Annotated in this window: 19 protein-coding genes; 15 read left to right on the top strand and 4 right to left on the bottom strand. The window is 70.4% G+C overall.

Annotated elements, in window-relative coordinates:
• Nucleotides 1–102: 102 nt before the first annotated feature.
• On the bottom strand, nucleotides 103–1,578 hold the full coding sequence (locus KALB_RS38530; RefSeq protein WP_030108874.1) for an FAD-dependent monooxygenase: 1,476 nt from the start codon (nucleotides 1,576–1,578) through the stop codon (nucleotides 103–105).
• Between the two features lie 62 nt (nucleotides 1,579–1,640).
• Nucleotides 1,641–2,267: a TetR/AcrR family transcriptional regulator gene (locus KALB_RS38525; protein WP_025361013.1), complete on the bottom strand. Its 627-nt coding sequence runs from the start codon at nucleotides 2,265–2,267 to the stop codon at nucleotides 1,641–1,643.
• Between the two features lie 105 nt (nucleotides 2,268–2,372).
• Between KALB_RS38525 and KALB_RS38520 the strand changes: the two genes are divergently transcribed.
• From KALB_RS38520 to KALB_RS38480, 9 genes are all read left to right on the top strand, one after another.
• Entirely contained in the window at nucleotides 2,373–3,767 is a 1,395-nt protein-coding gene (locus tag KALB_RS38520) for a DHA2 family efflux MFS transporter permease subunit (protein ID WP_042221250.1), read from the top strand.
• Nucleotides 3,768–3,780: 13 nt separating this feature from the next.
• On the top strand, nucleotides 3,781–4,410 hold the full coding sequence (locus KALB_RS38515; protein ID WP_030108875.1) for an FMN-dependent NADH-azoreductase: 630 nt from the start codon (nucleotides 3,781–3,783) through the stop codon (nucleotides 4,408–4,410).
• A 457-nt stretch (nucleotides 4,411–4,867) separates the two neighbouring features.
• Nucleotides 4,868–5,887, top strand: coding sequence for a methyltransferase (locus KALB_RS38510; RefSeq protein ID WP_025361012.1), 1,020 nt, complete (start codon nucleotides 4,868–4,870; stop codon nucleotides 5,885–5,887).
• The gene (locus KALB_RS38505; protein ID WP_025361011.1) at nucleotides 5,884–7,437 is read left to right on the top strand and encodes an FAD-dependent monooxygenase; all 1,554 of its coding nucleotides are present in this window, start codon (nucleotides 5,884–5,886) and stop codon (nucleotides 7,435–7,437) included. Before KALB_RS38510 ends, KALB_RS38505 begins: the two co-directional genes overlap by 4 nt.
• Entirely contained in the window at nucleotides 7,437–8,180 is a 744-nt protein-coding gene (locus tag KALB_RS38500) for an SDR family NAD(P)-dependent oxidoreductase (protein WP_025361010.1), read from the top strand. Before KALB_RS38505 ends, KALB_RS38500 begins: the two co-directional genes overlap by 1 nt.
• 462 nt (nucleotides 8,181–8,642) lie before the next feature.
• Nucleotides 8,643–10,685: an AfsR/SARP family transcriptional regulator gene (locus KALB_RS38495; protein WP_025361009.1), complete on the top strand. Its 2,043-nt coding sequence runs from the start codon at nucleotides 8,643–8,645 to the stop codon at nucleotides 10,683–10,685.
• 39 nt (nucleotides 10,686–10,724) lie between these two features.
• The gene (locus KALB_RS38490; RefSeq protein ID WP_030111238.1) at nucleotides 10,725–11,990 is read left to right on the top strand and encodes a beta-ketoacyl-[acyl-carrier-protein] synthase family protein; all 1,266 of its coding nucleotides are present in this window, start codon (nucleotides 10,725–10,727) and stop codon (nucleotides 11,988–11,990) included.
• On the top strand, nucleotides 11,987–13,210 hold the full coding sequence (locus KALB_RS38485; protein WP_025361007.1) for a ketosynthase chain-length factor: 1,224 nt from the start codon (nucleotides 11,987–11,989) through the stop codon (nucleotides 13,208–13,210). The genes KALB_RS38490 and KALB_RS38485 overlap by 4 nt, the downstream gene beginning before the upstream one ends.
• Before the next feature lie 40 nt (nucleotides 13,211–13,250).
• Nucleotides 13,251–13,499, top strand: a complete 249-nt coding sequence (locus KALB_RS38480; protein ID WP_236650109.1) for an acyl carrier protein — start codon at nucleotides 13,251–13,253, stop codon at nucleotides 13,497–13,499.
• Between the two features lie 59 nt (nucleotides 13,500–13,558).
• Here KALB_RS38480 and KALB_RS38475 read toward each other — a convergent pair whose 3' ends face one another.
• Entirely contained in the window at nucleotides 13,559–13,978 is a 420-nt protein-coding gene (locus tag KALB_RS38475) for a nuclear transport factor 2 family protein (RefSeq protein ID WP_030111237.1), read from the bottom strand.
• A gap of 16 nt (nucleotides 13,979–13,994) precedes the next feature.
• On the bottom strand, nucleotides 13,995–14,441 hold the full coding sequence (locus KALB_RS38470; protein ID WP_025361004.1) for a nuclear transport factor 2 family protein: 447 nt from the start codon (nucleotides 14,439–14,441) through the stop codon (nucleotides 13,995–13,997).
• Nucleotides 14,442–14,607: 166 nt separating this feature from the next.
• Between KALB_RS38470 and KALB_RS38465 the strand changes: the two genes are divergently transcribed.
• Genes KALB_RS38465 through KALB_RS38440 form a run of 6 tightly spaced genes read left to right on the top strand, consistent with a single transcriptional unit; the run spans nucleotide 14,608 to nucleotide 20,807 of the window.
• On the top strand, nucleotides 14,608–15,834 hold the full coding sequence (locus tag KALB_RS38465) for an FAD-dependent monooxygenase (protein WP_025361003.1): 1,227 nt from the start codon (nucleotides 14,608–14,610) through the stop codon (nucleotides 15,832–15,834).
• Between the two features lie 35 nt (nucleotides 15,835–15,869).
• Nucleotides 15,870–16,655, top strand: a complete 786-nt coding sequence (locus KALB_RS38460) for an SDR family NAD(P)-dependent oxidoreductase (protein ID WP_025361002.1) — start codon at nucleotides 15,870–15,872, stop codon at nucleotides 16,653–16,655.
• A gap of 13 nt (nucleotides 16,656–16,668) precedes the next feature.
• Nucleotides 16,669–17,622 (top strand): aromatase/cyclase, encoded by a 954-nt coding sequence (locus tag KALB_RS38455; protein WP_025361001.1) that lies wholly within the window; start codon nucleotides 16,669–16,671, stop codon nucleotides 17,620–17,622.
• Nucleotides 17,609–19,300, top strand: coding sequence for an AMP-binding protein (locus KALB_RS38450; RefSeq protein ID WP_025361000.1), 1,692 nt, complete (start codon nucleotides 17,609–17,611; stop codon nucleotides 19,298–19,300). Before KALB_RS38455 ends, KALB_RS38450 begins: the two co-directional genes overlap by 14 nt.
• 3 nt (nucleotides 19,301–19,303) lie before the next feature.
• The gene (locus KALB_RS38445; RefSeq protein ID WP_025360999.1) at nucleotides 19,304–20,023 is read left to right on the top strand and encodes an SDR family oxidoreductase; all 720 of its coding nucleotides are present in this window, start codon (nucleotides 19,304–19,306) and stop codon (nucleotides 20,021–20,023) included.
• 13 nt (nucleotides 20,024–20,036) lie between these two features.
• Entirely contained in the window at nucleotides 20,037–20,807 is a 771-nt protein-coding gene (locus tag KALB_RS38440; protein WP_025360998.1) for a cyclase family protein, read from the top strand.
• Nucleotides 20,808–21,178 lie beyond the last annotated feature (371 nt).

The following is a 21,178-nucleotide window of genomic DNA, read 5'->3' as shown; positions in this document are numbered from 1 at the left end:
GGTCCGTCACAGGATCGATACCGATCTTCCTCGTGTAACGCTCGCCATGCACCGGTGATTGAGCTAGATTTAGGGATCTGTATCGATCGAGAACTGTCAAGTTCAGCTCATCGGCGCGGCGAGTCGCTGTGTTCCGAACCACGTTCCGGCCGCCAGGTCAAGGCCTTCGAGGGCACCGCCGACCCACGCGATGTACCCGTCCGGGCGGACCAGCACGGCCTCGGGACGGCCCGGCTCCACCGCCTCGGCGCTGAACACCTCCACCCGGCCGCCCAGCACCGACTCGAACTCGGCGCGGCGCGCGCCCCCGGTCAGGTCCAGCAGCAGGCCGGTGCCCCGATGCAGCAGCCGCATGGCGCCGAACCGCTCCCCGTCGGCGGTCAGCAGCCAGTCGGGCAGCCGCGAGCCCAGCAGCGGGTCGGGCTGCTCGGGGGCGCCGGGCATCTCGTAGCGCAGGTCCAGGCCGGTGATCATCTCCGACAGGAACTTGTTGACCTCGCGGAAGGCCATCATCTCGGCGAACAGCTCGCGCAGCGGGTCCACCGACGGGCTCGGGTTCATCAGCGCGAGCTGGGCCTGGGTGTTGTGGCAGACCCGCTTGGCCACCGGCCAGCGCTCGGAGTGGTAGGTGTCCAGCAGGGCGTCACCGGCCTGCCCGCGCACCGCGGCGGCCAGCTTCCAACCCAGGTTCACCGCGTCCTGCACGCCCGTGTTGAGGCCCTGCCCACCGGCCGGGAAGTGCACGTGCGCGGCGTCGCCCGCGAGGAACACCCGGCCCTCGCGGTACCGGTCGGCCTGGCGGGTGGCGTTGCCGAACCGGGACAGCCAGTAGGTCTCGCCAACCTCGATGTCCAGGCCCGTCACGCGCTTGGTGGTGTCCAGCAGCTCCTTGAGCGTCACCGGGTCGTCCCGGTGCGCGGTGGGCGGCACGAACTCGGCCGCCACGATCCGGTACCGGTCCCCGCCCAGCGGCACGGTGCCGAACACGCCGCCCGCGCAGCGGCTCAGGTGCGGGCCGGTGGGGGTCTGGTCCAGCTGCACGTCGCCGAGCACGGCGTTGAGCGTGGAGGAGTTGCCTGGGAAGCCGATGCCCGCCAGCTTGCGGACCTTGCTGCTGCCGCCGTCGCAGCCGACCAGGTAGTCCGCGCGCAGCTCGTACTCCCCGTCCGGCCCGCTGACGGTGACCGTCACGCCCTGCTCGTCCTGGACCAGGCCGGTCAGGTCGTGCCCGCGCCGCAGGTCCGCGCCCAGCTCGGCCGCGCGCTCCTCCAGCACCGCCTCGGTGCGCGACTGCGGCACCATCAGCGCGTAGGTGTGCCGCCCGTCGAGCTGGTCCAGTTCCAGCAGGCGCATCCCGGCGAAGTGGCCCTTCGGCCAGACCGGGGCGCCCTCGCTGAACCTGTCCAGCAGGCCACGCTGGTCGAGCACCTCCACGGTGCGCGAGTGCAGGCCGAGCGCCCGCGACTGGCCGGTCGGCTTGGCCAGCCGTTCCAGCACCACGGGGCGCACCCCGCCGAGGGCGAGTTCGCAGGCGAGCATCAGACCGACCGGACCTGCACCGACGACGATGACTGTCATGCACTCACCGTCGCCCACGGCGCCGCCCCCGTCAAAGGTGGCTGACCTGCGGATTCAGCAGGTCATGAAGGGTTCTTGACGGCGTAGGCGCGCAGGAACACCTCGACCGCCCCGGAGACCGTCTCCTCGACCCGCGCCGTGGTGAGCGGGACCGCGCCGAACAGGGAGAGGGTCTGCAACTCGCCGACGAGCAGCGAGGTGAGCTGGCTGGCCGCGCGGGCCGGGTCCGGCACGTCCAGGACGCCCTCCTCGTGCAGCCGGGCCAGGTGCCCGGTGAGCTTGGGCTGGGCCAGCCCGGGCCCCGCGTTCTGCCAGGCGCGCAGCAGCTGCGGGTACCGGGTCGCCTCGCCGACGATCAGCCGCCGCAGCGCGGCCAGTTCCTGGTGCGAGAGCAGTTCCACCCACTCGCGGCCGAGCCGGGTCAGCCCCGCGGCCAGCTCGTCGGACTCGGCAAGCACCTGGTCGAGGATCTCCAGGAAGCGCGCCGCCGCCGGTTCGAGCATCGTCTCGATGACGGTCAGGAACAGGTTCTCCTTGTCCCCGTAGTAGTTGTAGATCGTCTGCTTGGAGACGCCCGCCTCGGCCGCGATCACGTCCACGCTGGTCCCGACGTAGCCCTCGCGCACGAACACCTGGGCGGCCGCCTCGACCACGGCCCTGCGCTTGGCCGACAACGTCTGCACCGACATGCGATCAGTGTCCTCTCCGCGGCTGGGCAACTGCTGGGGCTTCCCAGTTTGGACTACCTAGTCTATTCTCGTTTGGACTAGACCGTCTAGTCCAAAGGAGGAGGCATGACCACGGCACCGGCACCGGCGCGCAAGCTGGATCCCGCCCTGCTCAAGCTCGCGGGCGTGGTCGTGCTGGGCGCGCTGATGTCCTCGCTGGACACCACCGTGGTCAACGTCGGCGTGGACACGCTGGGCACCGACCTGCACGCCCCGCTGCCGCTGGTGCAGTGGGTGAGCACCAGCTACCTGCTCGCGCTCTCGCTGGTGATCCCGCTGTCCGGCTGGGCCGTGGACCGGTTGGGGGCCAAGAAGGTCTGGCTGCTGTCGCTGAGCGTGTTCGTGATCGGCTCCGCGCTGTGCGGGCTGGCGAACTCCATCGGCGAGCTGATCGCGTTCCGCGCGTTGCAGGGACTCGGCGGCGGCCTGCTCATGCCGGTGTTGCAGACGATCCTGGCCCGTGCGGCCGGACCGGCGCTGGTCGGGCGGCTGATGAGCCTGGTGACCCTGCCGGTGATGCTCTCCCCGGTGTTCGGCCCGGTGCTGGCCGGTTTCCTGATCGACACCCTGGGCTGGCAGTGGATCTTCTACGTGAACCTGCCCATCGGCGTGGTCGCGCTGGCGCTGGCCTGGTTCAAGCTGCCCGCGGGCGAACCGGTGCCCAGCGAGCGGCTGGACTGGCTGGGCATGCTGCTGCTCTCGCCCGGGCTGGCGGCCTCGGTGTACGGCCTGATCCTGATCGGTGAGGGCGGCGACACCGCGGGCGGCGCCGGGTGGCTGGTGGCCGGGCTCGCACTGGTCGGCGCGTTCTGCTGGCACGCGCTGCGCGGCCGGGAGGCCAAGCCGCTGCTGGACCTGAGGTTGTTCGCCACCAAGGGGTTCAGCGTCTCCTGGCTGGGCGCCTTCCTGCTCGGCGCGGGCCTGTTCGGCTTCCTGTTCGTGCTGCCGCTGTACTACCAGGTCGGCCTGGGCAAGAACGCGCTGGAAGCGGGCCTTTTCCTGCTGCCGCAAGGTGTTGGCGTGGCCCTGGTGTCCCCGTTCACCGGTCGGCTCACCGACCGCTTCGGGGTGCGCGCCGTGGTCACGCTGGGGGTGCTGGCCATGGTCGTCGGCACGGCGCCCTTCGTGCTGCTGGACAGCCACCCCGACTCGGTCCAGCTCGTGGTCGCGCTGGTGCTGCGCGGGCTCGGCCTGGGCGCCAGCCTGATGCCGACCACGGCCGCCGCCTACCAGTTCGTGGCCAAGCAGACCGTGCCGCGCGCGGCCACCCTGATGGCCATCAGCCAGCGGATCGGTGGATCACTGGCCACCGCGGTGCTCGCCGTGGTGCTGCACCGCTGGCTGGACGCCACCGGCAACAACATGGCCTTCTCCTTCGGCCAGACCTTCCTGTGGGCGCTGGCCATCGGCCTGCTCGCACTCGTACCCGCACTGATGCTCCCGGCAAGAACCCGTCCCTAAAGGAGTCCCCGTCGTGGCCCACCTTCTGCACATCGACACCTCGGCTCGGCAGGAGGGCTCGATCAGCCGCCAGCTGACCCGCGCCTTCGCCGACGCCTGGCGGGCCGCCAACCCCGGCGGCACGGTCACCTACCGCGACCTGGCCGCCAACCCCATCCCGTACGCGGACATGCCCGACCTGGCGACCGCCTTCCTGCCCGCCGACCAGCTCAGCCCCGAGCTGGCGGACAGCTTCGCCGTCACCGAGGAGCTGATCAGCGAGCTGGAGGCCGCCGACACCTACGTGATCGGCGCCCCGATGTACAACTTCATGGTGCCCGCCGTGCTCAAGGCGTGGGTGGACCGCATCGTGCTGCCGGGCCGCACCTTCGACCCGAACAGCCGTGAGGGCAAGCTGGTCGGCAAGGACGTCACGTTCATCACCTCGCGCGGCGGTTCCTACGCCCCGGGCACCCCGCGCGCCGGGTTCGACTACCAGGAGCCGTGGCTGCGCGCCGCCCTTGGCCAGGTGGGCCTGGACGACATCCGGTTCATCCACTGCGAGATGACCCTGGCCAAGGTGATGCCCAAGCTGGCCCAGTTCATCCCGCTGGCCGACGAGTCCTACGACAAGGCCATCGCCACCATCAAGTCCCTCTTCTGACCCCGAGTCCCGCTCTGCGGAGCGCGAGTCCCGGCCAAGGGCGCGCGAATCCCGCCGAGCGGGCGCCCCACCCCGGGAACCCCCGCGCGTGTCGGCGCTTCCGGTGACGCGTGTCGGCGCTTGCGGTACGGCGTGTTGCCGCTTCCGGTACGGATTCCCACGAGCCGGGAAGCCGCCCGCGAAGTGCCAACACACCACGCCGGAAGCGCCGACACACCGCCCACGGAGCGCCGACACGCGGGGCTCCCCCGTGGGGCCGCACGAGACCACCTGGCCACCCCTCCGGGGCGCCGCGCCTCACCCCTCACCCCGGCGCGGCGCCCCACCCCGCGGCGCTCTGGGGGTGCCGCGGGGGTGAATCTGGTCCCCGACCACGGGATTCACCGCTCCATCAGTTCCCTTTCAGCACTGGTGAGCACAGTCGTGCCAAGGACCAGTACGAGGTGAGGGGCGCCAGATGGGCAACACCGGCCGGCAACCGACCGACGCGGCGGCGATCGGGCGCCTGAGCACGGCCTACGCGCAGTCGAAGATCCTGCACAGCGCCGTGGAGATCGGGCTGTTCGAACTGCTGGCGAAGGGACCGGCCAGCGCGGGGGAGATCCGCGAGCAGCTGGGGCTGCACCCGCGCCTGGTGCGCGACTTCCTCAACGCGCTGGTGGCGCTGGACCTGCTGGAGCGCGAGGGCGAGCAGTACCGCAACTCCGCCGCGGCACAGGAGGTGCTGGTGCCCGGTGGGCCGGTCTACCTCGGCGGGCGGATCAAGACCGCCAGCCAGCGGCACTACCAGATGTGGGGCAAGCTGGCCGAGGCGCTGCGGGACGGCGAGCCCAAGGCGGCGCAGGGCGGGCACGGCGCATTCGAGCGGCTCTACCAGGACCCGGTGGCCGCCAAGAACTTCCTCGTGCACATGGACGCCAACAACGCCGTGGTCGCCCCGCAGCTGGCGGAGGCCGTGGACTGGTCGTCCTACCAGGACTTCGTGGACGTGGGCGGCGCGCGCGGCAACGTGGCGGGCCGGTTGGTGCAGGCGCACGCGCACCTGCGCGGCGGCGTGTTCGAGCTGCCCGCGATCGAGCCGTTTTTCGACGAGCTGATGGCCGAGTTCGGCGTGACCGACCGGGTTTCCTTCCACGGCGGGGACTTCTTCACCACCCCGTTGCCGGAGACCGATGTCGTGGTGTTCGGCCACGTGCTGCACGACTGGGACGCCACGCGCAACCTGGAACTGCTGGAGCGCGCGCACGCGGCGATCCGGCCGGGCGGTGCGGTGGTGGTCTACGACCAGATGCTCGACGAGGACGCGCCCGACCTGCGCAGCCTGATCGGCAGCCTGAACGTCGCGCTGATCACGGAGGGCGGCGGGGAGTACACCGTGGCCGAGGGCCGGACCTGGGTGGAGAAGGCCGGGTTCACCTTCCGGTACGCCAAGAAGCTGGCCAAGGGCAACGACACCGTGCTGGTGGCCACGCGATGACCTCACCCGAGGTGTTGCTGGTCGGCGCGGGGCCGGTCGGCCTGGTCGTCACGCACGAGCTGGCCCGCCGAGGCGTGCGGGTGCGCGTGGTGGACGCCGCAGCCGGGCCCGCGGTGACCAGCCGTGCGCTGGCCACGCACCCGCGTTCGCTGGAGACCTACGACCAGATGGGCGTGCTGGCGGACCTGCTGCCGCGTGGCCGGCAGGTCACCCGGTTCACCCTGCACAGCGGGCGGCACGAGGCCCGGCTGGGTGCCGACTACTCGCACCTGCCCACCCGGTTCCCGTTCACGCTGATGATCGACCAGGTGATCACCGAGGAGGTGCTGCGCACGGCGTCGGCCCGGCTCGGCGTGCGGGTGGAGTGGTCCACCCGGCTGGAGTCCTTCCAGGAGCGCGGGGACCACGTGCACGCCGTGCTGCGGCACGCCGACGGCAGCACCGAGGAACTGGACGTGCCCTGGCTGGTCGGCACCGACGGCGGGCACAGCACCGTCCGAAAAGGACTCGGGCTGCCGCTGATCGGCGACTCCTCGGAGACCTGGCTGATCGCCGACGCGCAGGTGGACACCGAGCTGCCGCAGACCAGCATCCACTGGGTGCGCACGCCCACCGGCACGGTGATGCTGGTTCCCTTCCCGGACAAGGGAAAGTGGCGGCTGCTGGACACCGCCGAGGCCAGCTACGACGGGGACGACACCGCGGTGGCCGCCCGGTTCCAGGCCAAGATCGCGGCCGGTACCGCCAGCGAGCTCGTGGTGCACCCGCCGACCTGGGTGTCGGTGTTCACCATCCAGCAGCGCATGATCCCGCGGATGCGCCGTGGCCGGTGCTTCGTGGCCGGGGACGCCGCGCACGTGCACAGCCCAGCCTCCGGGCAGGGCCTGAACACCGGCGTGCAGGACGGCTACAACCTGGCGTGGAAGCTGGCCGACGTCGTGCGGGGGCACGCGCCGGACTCCTTGCTGGACAGCTACTCCGCGGAGCGCGTGCCAGTGGGCAAGGCGCTGCTCGGGTCCACCAAGAAGGCAACCAGCCTGGTACAGCTGAAGAGCACGGCCGCGGCGATCGGGCTGCCCATCGGACTCGCCGTGCTGCGTACGCTGAACCCGTTGCGCAACAAGATCGAGCGCAAGATCATGGGCGGCATGTCCGCACTTGGACTGTCCTATCAGGACAGTCCGTTGACGCGGACCGGTCCCGGTGAGCGGCTGCTCAAGGTGGACGCCTCGGGTGCGCTCAGCCCGGGCTGGGCGGCCCTGGTGGAGGAGGTCCGCGACACCCGGTGGAGCCTGTTGCTGTTCTCGCCGGGCGAGGCGGCCACCGAGCGGGCGCGGCTGCTGGACAAGGAGCACGCAGCCTGGCTGTCCGTGCGCTCGGTGCACCGCGGAAATGGCGCCGACGATCTGGTGAACCCACTTTCTGATCCGGACGGCCGCGTTCACCTGGACCATTCGGCGGAACCGGATTCGTGGATTCTGGTCCGTCCGGACGGGTACGTATCGGCGAGTGGATCCGGCGACTTCACAATTCCTTACCTGGAGAAATGATGGACTACGGGCTGGCGGGCAAGGTCGTTCTGGTCACCGGGGCGAGCGGCGGAATCGGGGGGAGCACCGCTCGCGTTTTCGCGGCCGAGGGCGCGACCGTGGCCGTGGCCTACCGGGACAACCTGGCCGGGGCCGAGCTGCTCGTGAAGGAGCTGGGCCCCACCGCCTTCCCCGTCCGCTATCTGCTGGAAGAACCGGAATCCGCGGTCGAGCAGGTCTCACAACGCTGCGGCGGGGTGGACGTGCTGGTCACCAGTGCGGTGCGGCCCGGAGCGCGCCGGGCCCCCGGCAGTCCATTTGAAACACTCGCACCCGCGGAATACGCGTCATTCCTGCAGGACAACCTGACCGCCACCCTGCGCACCACCCAGCTCGTGCTGCCGTGGATGCGCCAGCGCGGCTGGGGGCGCGTCGTGCTGGTGTCCTCGCGCGTGGTCGACGGCGGCAAGCCGGGCCGGGAGGTCTACGGGGCGGCCAAGGCGGGCCTGCACGGCTTCGCCAGCAGCCTGAGCTGGGACGTCGGCCGGGACGGTGTGCTGGTCAACGTGGTGTGTCCGGGCATGGTGCCCACCGAGTCGGTGGCCGCGCAGGTACCCGCTCCGGTGCTGAAGCAGGAGGCGCAGCGCACGCCGACCGGCCGGCTGGCCACCCCGGAGGAGGTCGCGGGCGCCATCGTGTGGCTCGGGTCGGCGGCCAACGGCAACATCACCGGACAGGTGCTGACCGTCGCGGGCGGGCGCTGACCGCCCTGCACGTTTGAGGTGCATTCCTGCCCGCGTGTCACTTGAATCCGAGAACGGTCCCGATTGGTTACGCTTTGTCCGTTTTTGGTTGTCGGTGATTGGCGTACATGCTGGTTGTGCACTTTCGTGCAATCGATCGTCAACCGCATAGCGGTTATGCGTCTCACGTCACTTCGCAAGACATTACCCCGTGACTAGTCGAGTTTCTTACATTCCCTTGAGATTGGGCGACTGTGGGTAGTTGTGCCTGTTCCCGAGGTGTCGGACGGTAGTCGTGTATCGGTTAAGCGGGTGCTCGATCACGGACCGTTGCCGGTTGAATGCGCCGCTCGGAGCGTTACGAAAACGCTGAGCGCTTGCTATTGTCGGCGCCTGGGGGAACGTCAGGGCGCATCGCGAAATCGTTCTGTGATCACGAGCGGTCGCCCCGCGTGTCCAAATGCGGATGAAGGGGGCTCTGCGGTGTTCGTCGGCTTGCTCGGCTCGTTCGAGGTCCGGCTGGGGGACAGGCCCGTCACGCCCTCGGCGCCGAAGTTGCGCACGGTGTTGGCGTTGCTGGCGCTCAGCGCCGATTCGGTGGTCCACCTGGACCAACTCGTCGAGGAGCTGTGGGAGCACAACCCGCCCGGCAGCCCGTCGACCACCTTGCAGACCTACGTCTACCAACTGCGCAAGTTGCTCGCGGGCGCCTACGGCCCGGTCGAGGACACGCTGCCGAACGGAGTCACCCTGCTGACCCGTTCGCAGGGCTACGAGTTCCGGCTGTCCAAGGATTCCGTGGTCGACGTGCAGACCTTCGAGACCCTGCTGGAGCGCGGGCGGCGCGCGCTGGACGGCGGTCGCACCGAGGAGGCCGCGCAGCTGCTGCGCGACGCGCTGGGGCAGTGGCGCGGTCCCGCCTTCGGTGGCATCACCACCGGGCCGGTGCTCTCCGCGCGGGCCACGCACCTGGAGGAGAGCCGCAAGAGCGCGCTGGAGCTGCGCTTCGAGGCCGACCTCGCGCTGGGCCGCCACCGCAGGGTGGTGGACGAACTGGCCGGGGTGGTCAAGGCGCAGCCCACGCACGAGGGCTTCTCCGCCAAGCTGATGACCGCCCTGTACCGCTGCGGGCGGCGGGTCGAGGCGCTGGAGGTCTTCCAGCGGCTGCGCTCGGAGTTCGTCGCACAGCTGGGGCTGGAGCCCTCGCTCACCCTCAACGCACTGCACCAGTCCGTGCTGACCGACGACCCCGCACTGGTGCTGCCCGCCTCGACGGTGCGCATCGCCGCGGTGCCCGCGCAGCCCGAGCCCGAACCCGAACCGGCCCCGCAGGCGCGCCCCATCGCCCCGGTGACCCGGCTGCCACTGCCCGCGCCCGAGGGCACGATCGCGCAGATCCCGCCCGCCACGTTCCACTTCGTCGGCAGGCACAACGAGCTGGCACTGCTCACCGAGCTGATCGGCGCCGCGGCCACCGACGACCGGCACGGCCTGCGCATGGCCGAGGTCACCGGCCCGCCCGGGGTCGGCAAGTCCACGCTGGTGGTCACCGCGGCGCACCACGTGCGACGGTCCTTTCCGGACGGTCAGGTCTTCGTGGACCTGCGGCCGGTCAACGACGGGGCCGAGTCCCTGCACGAGGTGCTCGCCGGCGCCCTGCGCTCGGCCGGTGTCCCGCTGCGCCCCGGGCAGGTGACCGCAGCCGAGATCGCCTACTCGTTCCGGAGCTGGAGCGCGGAACGGCGGGTGCTGGTGGTGGCCGACGACGTGATGTCCATCGGCCAGCTCGACGGGATCCGGCCCAGCGGGCCGGGCAGCGCCATGCTGGTGACCAGCCGCCGCAGGCTGCACTGCCCCGGTGCCGTGTCGGCCATCGAGCTCGCCCCGCTGTCGATCTCCGAGGGCGTGCAGCTGTTGCAGGCCGTCCTCGGTGAGGCACGGGTGCGCGAGGAGCGGGAGCACGCCGCCGAACTGGTCGGGCTGTGCCTGCGGCTGCCGCTGGTGATCAGCGCCATCGGTGGGCGGCTGGCCTACCGCAGGCGGTGGACCCTGGCCCGCATGCGGTACCGCCTCGCGGCCGATCCCGGTGTGCTGCTGCGGGTCCGGACCGGCGGGGCGACCCTGCGCGACACCCTGGTCGGCAACTACTGGACGCTGACCGCCCAACAGCGGGCCGCGTTCCTGGCGGTCGCCGCGCAGGACGAGGACTTCGTGGACGAGCGGGTGCTCGCCGAACTGCTGGCGACCGACACGATGGACGCTGAAGAACTGCTGGAGGCGTTGGCCGACTCCTACCTGTTGGAGGAGGTCATGGACCTGGTCTACGGCAGCACCACCCGCTACCGCATCACCAAGCCGCTGCGGCTGATCGCCGCCGAGGTGCTGCGGCCCGCGCGGGGGTGCCAGTCCGAACCGGTCCTTCAGAGCGGTTTCAGCCCGTCCTCACAGGCACGTGCGAGCTTGGTCGACGACAGTGACGAGGCTGTCGTCGATCACGGCCCAGCCGGCCGCTCCCTCACCGGATAGCGATCTTCCCCAGGCTGGGCGCATCTGGAGGGTGCTGTTGTGGACACAGGCAGACGTGTGGTGGTCACCGGCATCGGTGTCGTGGCGCCGGGTGGCACCGGGCGCGAAGCCTTCTGGGACCTGATCTCCTCGGGCCGCACCGCGACCCGGCGCATCAGCTTCTTCGACCCGAGCCCGTTCCGGTCCCAGGTGGCCGCCGAGTGCGAGTTCGACCCGGTGCACCAGGGCCTGACCCCGCGCCAGGCAAGGCGGATGGACCGGGCCGCCCAGTTCGCCGTGGTCTGCGCCCGCGAGGCGCTGACCGACAGCGGGCTGTCCACCACCGACCTGGACCCGCGCCGCACCGGTGTGTCCATCGGCAGCGCCGTCGGCTGCACCACCGGGCTGGAGGCGGAGTACTCGGTGGTCAGCGACAGCGGTCGCAAGTGGCAGGTGGACAACGACTACGCCGTGCCGCAGCTGTTCGACTACTTCGTGCCCAGCTCGATCTCCTCGGAGGTGGCCTGGGACGTGGGCGCGGAGGGGCCGGTGGCGCTGATCTCCACCGGCTGCACCTCTGGGCTGGACGCGGTGGGCCACGGCCGGGACGTGATCACCGACGGGCTGGCCGACGTGGTGATCGCGGGCGCCACGGACGCACCCATCTCGCCGATCACCGTGGCCTGCTTCGACGCGATCAAGGCGACCACCCCGCGCAACGACGAGGCCGAGACCGCCTCGCGGCCGTTCGACCGCAGCCGCAACGGTTTTGTGCTCGCCGAGGCCTCGGCCGTGTTCGTGCTCGAGGAGCTCGGGCACGCGCGTCGCCGGGGCGCCCGGATCTACGCGGAGATCTCCGGCTTCGCCACGCGCTGCAACGCCTTCCACATGACCGGGCTGCGTCCGGACGGCAAGGAGATGGCCGAGGCGATCCGGGTCGCGCTGGACCAGGGGCGGATCAACCCGACCGAGGTGGACTACGTCAACGCGCACGGCTCGGGCACCAAGCAGAACGACCGGCACGAGACGGCCGCGGTCAAGCTCAGCCTCGGTGAGCACGCGTACCGCACCCCGATGAGCTCGATCAAGTCGATGATCGGCCACTCGCTGGGCGCGATCGGCTCGGTGGAGATCGCGGCCTGCCTGCTGGCGATGCGGGAGGACCTGTTGCCGCCCACGGCGAACCTGCACGAGCCCGACCCCGAGTGCGACCTGGACTACATCCCCAGGGTCGCCCGCGAGAAGAAGGCGGACGTGGTGCTCACCGTGGGCAGCGGCTTCGGTGGGTTCCAGAGCGCCATGGTGCTGGACAGGAGAACAGCATGAACAAGCCGATCGTGACCGGCATCGGTGTGCTGGCCCCGACCGGGCTGGGCACCGAGCAGTACTGGGCCGCGACCCGCAACGGTGCCAAGGGAATCGGTCCGGTGAGCCGGTTCGAGACCGAGCAGTACCCGGTGGTGCTGGCGGGGGAGATCGACGGGTTCGAGGCCCGCGAACACCTGGCGAGCCGCCTGCTGCCGCAGACCGACCACATGACCCGGCTCGCGCTCGTGGCGGCCGACTGGGCGCTGGCCGATGCCGGGGCCAAGGCCGAGGAGCTGCCCGAGTTCTCCGCCGGCGTGGTCACCGCCAGCACCTCCGGTGGCTTCGAGTTCGGCCACCGCGAACTGGAAGCCCTGTGGAGCAAGGGAAGCGAGCACGTCAGCGCCTACCAGTCCTTCGCCTGGTTCTACGCCGTCAACACCGGTCAGATCTCCATCCGGCACGGCCTGCGCGGCGCGGGCGGCGTGGTGGTCACCGAGCAGGCGGGTGGCCTGGACGCCTTTGCCATGGCGCGCAGGAGGTTACGCGACGGCGCGGGCCTGATGCTCACCGGCGGGGTGGACAGCGCGCTGTGCCCGTGGGGCTGGGTGGCGCAGATCGCCTGCGGGCGGCTGAGCACCTCCACCGACCCCGAGCGGGCCTACCTGCCCTTCGACAGCGCCGCCAACGGGTTCGTACCCGGTGAGGGCGGTGCGATCCTGGTCGTCGAGGACCCCGAGTCCGCGGCGGCGCGCGGAGTTGCCCGTGACTACGGCACCTTCGCCGGCTACAGCGCCACGTTCGACCCGCCGCCCGACTCGGGACGGCCCTCGGCGCTGCGCCGTGCCATCGAGAACGCCCTCGACGACGCGGGCTGTCAACCGTCCGATGTGGACGTCGTGTTCGCCGACGGGGCCGGTGTGCCCGAACTGGACCTGGCCGAGGCCGAGGCGATCAGCGCGGTGTTCGGTGCCAACGGGGTCCCGGTCACCGCGCCGAAGACCGCCACCGGCCGGCTCTACTCCGGTGGGGCCGCACTGGACCTGGCCACCGCCCTGCTCGCCCTGCGCGACGGACTGATCCCGCCCACGCCCAACGTGTCCGAACTGGCGCCGGGCATCGACATCGACCTGGTCACCGGCCAACCGCGCCGCGCCGACCTGCGCACCGCTGTGGTGCTCGCCCGCGGCTACGGCGGCTACAACTCCGCCGTCGTGCTGCGCGCGCCCGACAAGCCCTGATCAGCACTAGACCCTTGAGGAGTACCGCAAAATGTCCGAGATGACCTGTACCGACCTGGTGGCCATCATCCGCGAGTGCGCAGGCGACTCCGACACCGCCGACCTGGACGGCGACATCCTCGACGTGAGCTTCGAGGAGCTGGGCTACGACTCGCTGGCCATGCTGGAGACCGCGGGCCAGACCCAGCGCCGCTACGGCATCACCCTCGACGACGACGTCGTGGTGGAGGCCAAGACCCCGCGCGAGTTCCTCGACCTGGTCAACGGCAAGCTCGTCGCCGCCGCCTGACCCCAAAACGTCGCGTGCCGCTTGAGACGCGAAGCGTCTCAAGCGGCACGCGACAGGACTCAGAGGTCGTCGCGGGTGACCTTGCGGTACTTGACCAGCCAGGAGCCGCCGTCCTGTACGAGGGTGTCCTCGCACAGGGTGCTGAACGCGATGCTTGGGGTGCCGCCCTTCTTGGTGGCCACGATCAGGGCGTAGCTGCGCACGAACAGGGTGTCGTCCTCACCGCGGTCGATGGTGAGCATGCCCAGCCAGTGCCTGCGCACCTCCTGGGCCTCGGTCAGCTTGGCGTGCGCCTGGCGGACCGCCGCTGAGATCACGGCGCGGCCCATGGAGGGCTCCGGGTGCGCGTTGGCCTCGAACACGCCGTCCTCGGTGAAGGTGGCGGCCCACGCCTCGGCCTCGCCCGCGTCCAGCTGCTGCATCTGGCGGGCGTAGAAGTGCTGGATCTCCTGGTACAGCTCGGTGGAGACGGTACTCATCAGTGTTCCTCTCGGCTCAGCTGCCGTCATGGGTGACGTAGCGCTCACGGACCTGCCAGCCGGACCCGTGCCGTACGAGCACGTCACGGCCGATGGTGCTGCGGTAGAACTCCGGCTGACCGCCCTTCGCGGTCTCCACGACGAAGGCGTAGAAGCGGGTCGCCAGCGAGTCGGGGCCAAGCCGGTCCACGGTGAGCATGCCCAGCCAGTGCCGGTGCAGCACCCCGTTCTCCCTGGCCTCGTTGACGATCCGGTGCGCGACCCTGGTGATGATCTCCCGGCCGCGCGCGGGTTCCGGGTTGGCGTTGTTGGCGATCACGGCGTCCTCGACGAAGGTCTCGACCCAGTCCTGCACCCGCCCGGAGTCGATGAGCTGCATCTGACGGGAGTAGAAGCAGCGCACCTGCTCGTAGACCTCCGCGCTGACCGGTGTGCTCGTTGTCGTGGACGTCACGATGCTCATCTCCTCACCACTCTGATCGCCCAACAGGCTGGGCACTGCGGCTGGTGGACAACTGAAGGAGCGGTGAAGCGAACCGGTCCCGCGCAATCACCGGGAGTTCAGCGGACCACCACGCGCGCTGGGCACAGTGAGCGGCAAGTCAGCGCCGAGCACCCAGGAGGCAGTCGTGGAGGTCATCCAGACCGACGTGTGCGTCGTCGGTGGCGGGCCTGCCGGGCTGACCCTCGCGCTGCTGCTGGCCCGTTCCGGGGTGGACGTGGTCCTCGCCGAGCGGATGCGCTCCTTCGACCGCGAGTACCGGGGCGAGATCCTCCAGCCCAGCGCGCAGCTCGCCCTCGCCGAGATCGGCGTGCTCGACGCGGTGCTGGCCCGTGGCGCCTACCCGATGCGCAGCTTCCAGCTCGCCACCCCGGACAAGGTGCTGCTGGACATCGACTACCGCAGGCTGCCCGCCCCGCACAACCACCTGTTGAGCGTCCCGCAGCGGCACGTCCTGGAGTCCCTGCACGAGGCGTGCGCCGCGACACCCGGTTTCCGCCAGCTGGACGGCAGTTCCGCCAACCAGGTGCTGAGCCAGGACGGCCGCGTGGTCGGCATTCGCTGCGGCACCGGTGAGTCCGAGCGCGAGGTACGTGCGCGCTGGGTGGTGGCCGCCGACGGCCGGTACTCCAAGACCCGCCAGCTGGCGGGTATCGACTACAGGCGGGTCGACACCTTCCAGCACGACATCGCCTGGCTCAAGCTGAAGGTCCCCGGCTTCCGGTCCGAGGTGGTCCAGATCCACCGCAACGGTGAGCACGTGTCGCTGATCCACGACTCGTACCCGGACCAGGTGCAGGTCGGCCTGCTCGTGCCGCACGGGCGCTACCGTGAGCTGTCCCAGCAGGGCATCGACCACGTGAAGTCCTTGCTGTGCAAGGCGGTTCCGCAGTTCGCGGGCGAGATCACCGACCAGGTGCACAAGCTCGGTGACCTCACCCTGCTGGACGTCTTCTCGGGCAGGGCGAGCGAGTGGGTCCGCGACGGCCTCGTGCTGATCGGCGACTGCGCGCACACGCACAGCCCGATCGGCGCGCAGGGCGTCAACCTGGCCATCGCCGACGCCGTGGAACTGCACCCGGCGCTGGTCGAGGCGCTGCGGGCCGACACCAGCAGCGCCGGCGCGCTCGCCGAGTTCGCGCAGCGCAGGCAGCGAGCCGTGGAGTCGGTCTTCTCCTTGCAGGCCAGGCAGAGCAGGGCGATGCTCTCCGACGGCAAGGTCATCAACGCGCTGCGGCCGGTGCTGGCCAAGGTGCTGCCGCACACCCCGATCTTCGGCAAGGTCCTGCGCACCATCGCCTACGGCGCCGTGCCGACCCGCCCCCGCACCGACCTGTTCGCCCCGGTCGCGTGATCCCTGAATCCGAAAAACCCTTGGAGGGCAGCAAGATGTCCGTGGCCGAGAAGCGGGTCGCCGTGGTGACCGGTGCGACGAGCGGGATCGGGCTCGCGATCACCCGCAGCATCGCCGAGCAGGGCAACCAGGTGTTCTTCTGCGCCCGCGACGGCGAGCGTGTGGCCTCCACCGTGAAGGAGCTGCGCGAGGCCGGGCTGGACGTGGACGGTGCCTCCTGCGACGTGCGCTCCCCGGAGGAGGTCAAGTCCTTCGTGGCCGCGGCGGTCAACCGCTTCGGCCCGATCGACATCCTGGTCAACAACGCCGGGCGCGGGGGCGGCGGGGAGACGGCCAAGATCCCCGACGAGCTGTGGTACGACGTGATCAACACCAACCTGCACAGCGTGTTCCTGATGACCCGCGAGGTGCTCGCCGAGGGCGGCATGCAGGACAAGGCCAGCGGGCGGATCATCAACATCGCCTCGACCGGCGGCAAGCAGGGCGTCGTGCTCGGTGCCCCGTACTCGGCGGCCAAGCACGGGGTGGTCGGCTTCACCAAGGCGCTGGGCCTGGAGCTGGCCAAGACCGGCATCACCGTGAACGCGGTCTGCCCCGGCTACGTGGAAACCCCGATGGCGCAGGGGGTTCGCCAGCGCTACGCGAAGTTCTGGGAGACCAGCGAGGACGCGGTGCTGGAGAAGTTCAACGCCAAGATCCCGCTGGGCCGCTACTCCACCCCACAGGAGGTGGCCGGACTGGTCGGCTACCTGCTCACCGACACCGCAGCCTCCATCACCGCACAGGCGCTCAACGTCTGTGGTGGCCTGGGCAACTACTGAGGAGACCACGACGATGACCGAGCTCACCGTGCACAACACCGAGCACCGGATCACCATCTCGGCTCCCGTCGAGGCGGTGTACGGACTGCTCGCCGACGTCATCCGCTGGCCGCAGCTGTTCGGACCCACCGTGCACACCGAGCAGGTGGAGCGGACCGAGACGACCGAGCGCATCCGCATCTGGGCCACCGCCAACGACGAGGTCAAGACCTGGACCTCGCGCCGCGAGCTGGACCCGGTGGCGCACCGCATCACCTTCCGCCAGGAGGTCTCCCAGCCCCCGGTGGCCGCCATGGGCGGCGCCTGGGTGCTCAGCTCCACTGAGGACGGTGGCACGCTCGTCGTGCTGGAGCACGACTTCTCCGCCGTGGACGACCTGCCCGAGAACGTGGACTGGGTCAGCAAGGCAGTGGACCGCAACAGCGAGCACGAACTGGCCAACCTCAAGCAGATCGCGGAGAACCTGTCCGCCACCGAGGACCTGCTGATCAGCTTCGACGACGTGGTCGAGATCGAGGGCGACCGCGCCGACGTGTACCGGTTCCTGTACCGCTCGCAGGACTGGCCGGACCGGCTGCCGCACGTGGCCAGGCTGGACCTGGTCGAGGACGTGCCGGGCATCCAGCTGATGGAGATGGACACCAAGACCGCCGACGGCTCCATGCACACCACCAAGTCCGTGCGGGTGTGCACGCCGGAGTCGGTGATCGTCTACAAGCAGCTCAAGGTTCCCGCCCTGATGACCGTCCACACGGGCCGGTGGACCCTGGAGGAGGCCGGCACCGGCGTCCGCGCCACCTCCACGCACACGGTCGTGATCAAGCCCGACGCCGTGACGAAGATCCTCGGCGAGCAGGCCACTGTGGACGATGCCAAGGCGTTCGTGCGCAAGGCGCTCGGCACGAACAGCACCACGACCCTGCGCTACGCCAAGGAGTTCGCGGAGGCAGCCCGTGCTGGTCGATGACCTGCTCCGGGTCGCGGCGGAGAAGGCCCCCGACCAGCCCGCCGTGATCGGGTCGAGCCGGACCCTGACCTTCGCCGAGCTGGACGCCGAGGCCACGGCCTTCGCCTCGGCCCTGGTCGAGCAGATCGGGTCGGAAGGCTCGATCGTGGCGCTGACCTCCTTGCTGGAGCCGGAGTTCGCGGTCGCCTACTACGGGGTGATCCGCAGCGGCAACGTGTCGCTGCCGGTCAACCCGCTGCTGCGCGAGGACGGCCTGAACCACATCCTCACCGCGTCCGCGGCCCGGCTGCACTTCAAGCTCGACGAGCCGCTGCCCCGCTCGGACAAGCCGCTGCCCGCGCGTGAGTCGAGTGTGGACGATGTGGCCTGCGTCCAGTTCACCAGCGGGACGACGGCGCTGCCCAAGGGGGTTCGGCTCACCCACGCGAACCTGACCACCAACGCGGCGCAGATCGCGCAGGCGCACGAGCTCGGCCCCGACTCGGTCACGGTCAACCACCTGCCGACCTACCACCTGATGCACCTGAACTCCGCGGTGCACGCCGGTGCGACGCAGGTGCTGTGCACCGACACCGACCTGGCCGCGTCGATCGAGCTCGCCAACGAGCGCCGGGCCACGCACTACTACAGCCTGCCGGTCAAACTTGGCCGCCTGGCAGCGGATCCGCGGCTGTCCGAGCTGAAGCTGGACACCGTGCGGGTGATCGCCTCCGGGGGATCCGCCCTGCCGCCGCGGTCCGCCACCACCCTGGGCGAGCACTTCGGCATCCCGGTGATCCAGGGCTACGGCCTGGCCGAGACCTCCCCGCTGACCCACTCCGACGGGCCGTCCCACCCCAAGATCGGGTCGGTCGGGCCGGTGGTCGAGGGCACCGAGTGCCGGATCGTCGGCATCGAGTCCCGCGAGGTGCTCGGCACCGGGGAGCAGGGCGAGGTGCAGTTGCGCGGCCCACAGCTGATGAAGGGCTACCTGGACACCGACCTGTCCGAGGTCACCGAGGACGGCTGGCTGTCCACAGGGGACGTCGGCTACGTGGACGAGGACGGCTACCTGTTCCTGGTCGACCGGATCAAGGACGTGTTCAAGCACGACAACTGGCTGGTGTCGCCGACCGAGATCGAGCGCGTGCTCGAAGGTCATCCGGCGGTCGCGGAGTGCGTCGTGATGGACCAGCCCGACGAGCTCAGCGGTGCGGTGGCCGCCGCATTTGTCGTGGCCAAGCCGGGCTGGACCGGCAAGTCGCAGGAGTTCGTCGAGTACGTCAACGAGCGGGTGCCGTACTTCAAGCGGCTGGTGCACGCGGTTGTCCTGCCGGGCATACCGCGCTCGGCCAACGGGAAGATCCAACGCCGCGACCTGCGGGCGCGGATGCTGCAGTGGAGGAGCGCAGACGTGGTCACGTTCATCACCAAGTTCACGGTCAAGGGCGACCCGGCCGAGTTCGAGCGGGTGTTCAAGGAGCACTCGGAGTTCATGAAGGCCCAGCCGGGTTTCGTCGGCTTCCAGATGGTGCGCTCGCTGCGCACGCCCACCGTGTACGTCAACATCGGGCAGTGGGCCGACGCCGACGCGCACCGCGCCGTGGTCAGCAACCCCGAGTTCCAGGAGCACGCCAAGGCCATGCGCGAGCTGGTCGAGGTGGAGGCCGACCTGTACTCGCCGATCGCGGGCGCCTGAACCGTGCCTGTCGCGCTGGACAAGAAGGTCGCGCTCGTCACCGGCGGCAGCAAGGGCATCGGGCTGGCCGTCGCGCGCAAGCTCGCGGCCAGCGGCTGCCGGGTGCTGATCAACTACGCCGGTGACGAGGCCGCTGCCACGCAAGCAGCGTCCGAAGTGGACGGTGAACTGCTGCGCGGGGACGTGTTCGCCCCCGGCGGCACCGCCGAGCTGCTGCGCTCCGTCGGGCGACTGGACGTGTTCGTGCACAACGCGGCGTCCTGGCACCCGATGCCGACCGGCCGGGTCGACCCCGCCGGGCTGCGGGCCGATGTCGAGGCGGCGCTCAACCCGTTGCTGGACGCGATCACCGTGCTGCCCGAGGTGATGCCCGAGGGCGGACGCGTGGTCGCCTTGTCCAGTAACGGTTCCAGTCGCGTGATCCCGGCCTACGTGGCGCTGGGCGTGGCCAAGGCCGCGCTGGAGAGCCTGGTCCGCTACGCGGCGGTCGAGCTGGCGCCCAAGGGCATCGCCGTCAACGCCGTGTCCACCGGCAAGGTCGACAAGGGGCCGGGCACGCCCAACGCCCAGCTGATCCCGATGCTGGCCGCGCGCACCCCCGCGGGCCGGTTGACCACCCCTGCCGACGTGGCCGACGCGGTCGCCCTGCTGTGCGCCGAGGAGGCCGGCTGGATCCACGGCCAGGTGCTCACCGCTGACGGCGGCCTCGGCCTGCTGTCCTGACTATGGAGGAACCGTGCCCCTGATCGACCTGTCCTCACCGGTGGACGCCAGCTTCTGGGAGCCAGAGCCGGTGTCGATCACCACCATGTCCGCCGCGGACGGGGCCAAGCACCTGTCCGCGGAGATGCTCGAGCACTTCGGCATGGACTTCGACCCGAACGTGCTGCCCGGCGCCGAGTTCCTGACCAACGACACGCTGTCGTTGACCACGCACACCGGCACCCACGTGGACGCGCCCGCGCACTACGGCTCGAAGGCCACCTACGGTGAGCCGCGCACGATCGACCAGCTGCCGCTGGACTGGTTCCACCGGCCCGCCGTGGTGCTCGACCTCACCGATGTCGGCATCGGCGTGGTCGGCGCCGACGTGCTGGCCGGCAAGCTCGCCGAGGTCGGCTACACCCCGCAGCCGCTGGACATCGTGCTGCTCAACACGGGAGCCGCCCGCCTGGTCGGCACCCCGAAGTACTTCACGGACTTCGCCGGGCTGGACCGGTCCGGGGTGGACCTGCTGCTGGACTACGGCGTGCGGGTCATCGGCACCGACGCGTTCAGCCTCGACGCGCCGTTCACGTACATCATCGACCAGTTCAAGAAGACCGGGGACCGCGGCGTGCTGTGGCCCGCGCACTTCGCCGGGCGGGAGCGCGAGTTCTGCCAGATCGAGCGGCTGGCGAACCTCGACGCCCTGCCCAGGGCGCACGGCTTCACGCTGTCCTGCTTCCCGATCAAGATCGCCACCGCCGGTGCGGGCTGGGCCCGCGCCGTGGCCATCGTCGACTAACCCCGCGCGAGTCCCGCCCACTGGAGCGCGGGTCCCGTTCTGTCAAGCGCGAGTCCCGCTCACCGGACACCGAGTCCCGCTCACCGGAGCGTGAGTCCCGCTCATCGGAGCGGGGGTCCCGTTCTGTCAAGCGTGAGTCCCGCTCATCGGAGCGGGGGTCCCGTTCTGTCAAGCGCGAGTCCCGCTCACCGGAGCGTGAGTCCCGTTCTCCTGTGGCTGAGTCCCGCCCACCGGTGGGCGAGTCCCGCTCTCTGTTGGGCGAGTCCCGTTCTGCGGTGGGCGGGTCCTGTTGTCCGGTGGGCGAGTCGCGTTCCGTTGTGGGCGAGTCTCGCCCACCGGAGGGTGAGTCCCGCTCTCCGGTGTGCGGGTCG

Source organism: Kutzneria viridogrisea DSM 43870 (assembly GCF_000525635.1).
GTDB lineage: Bacteria > Actinomycetota > Actinomycetes > Mycobacteriales > Pseudonocardiaceae > Kutzneria > Kutzneria viridogrisea.
Note: the sequence above shows the minus strand (reverse complement) of the source record. Positions and strands in the feature narration are given on the sequence as shown.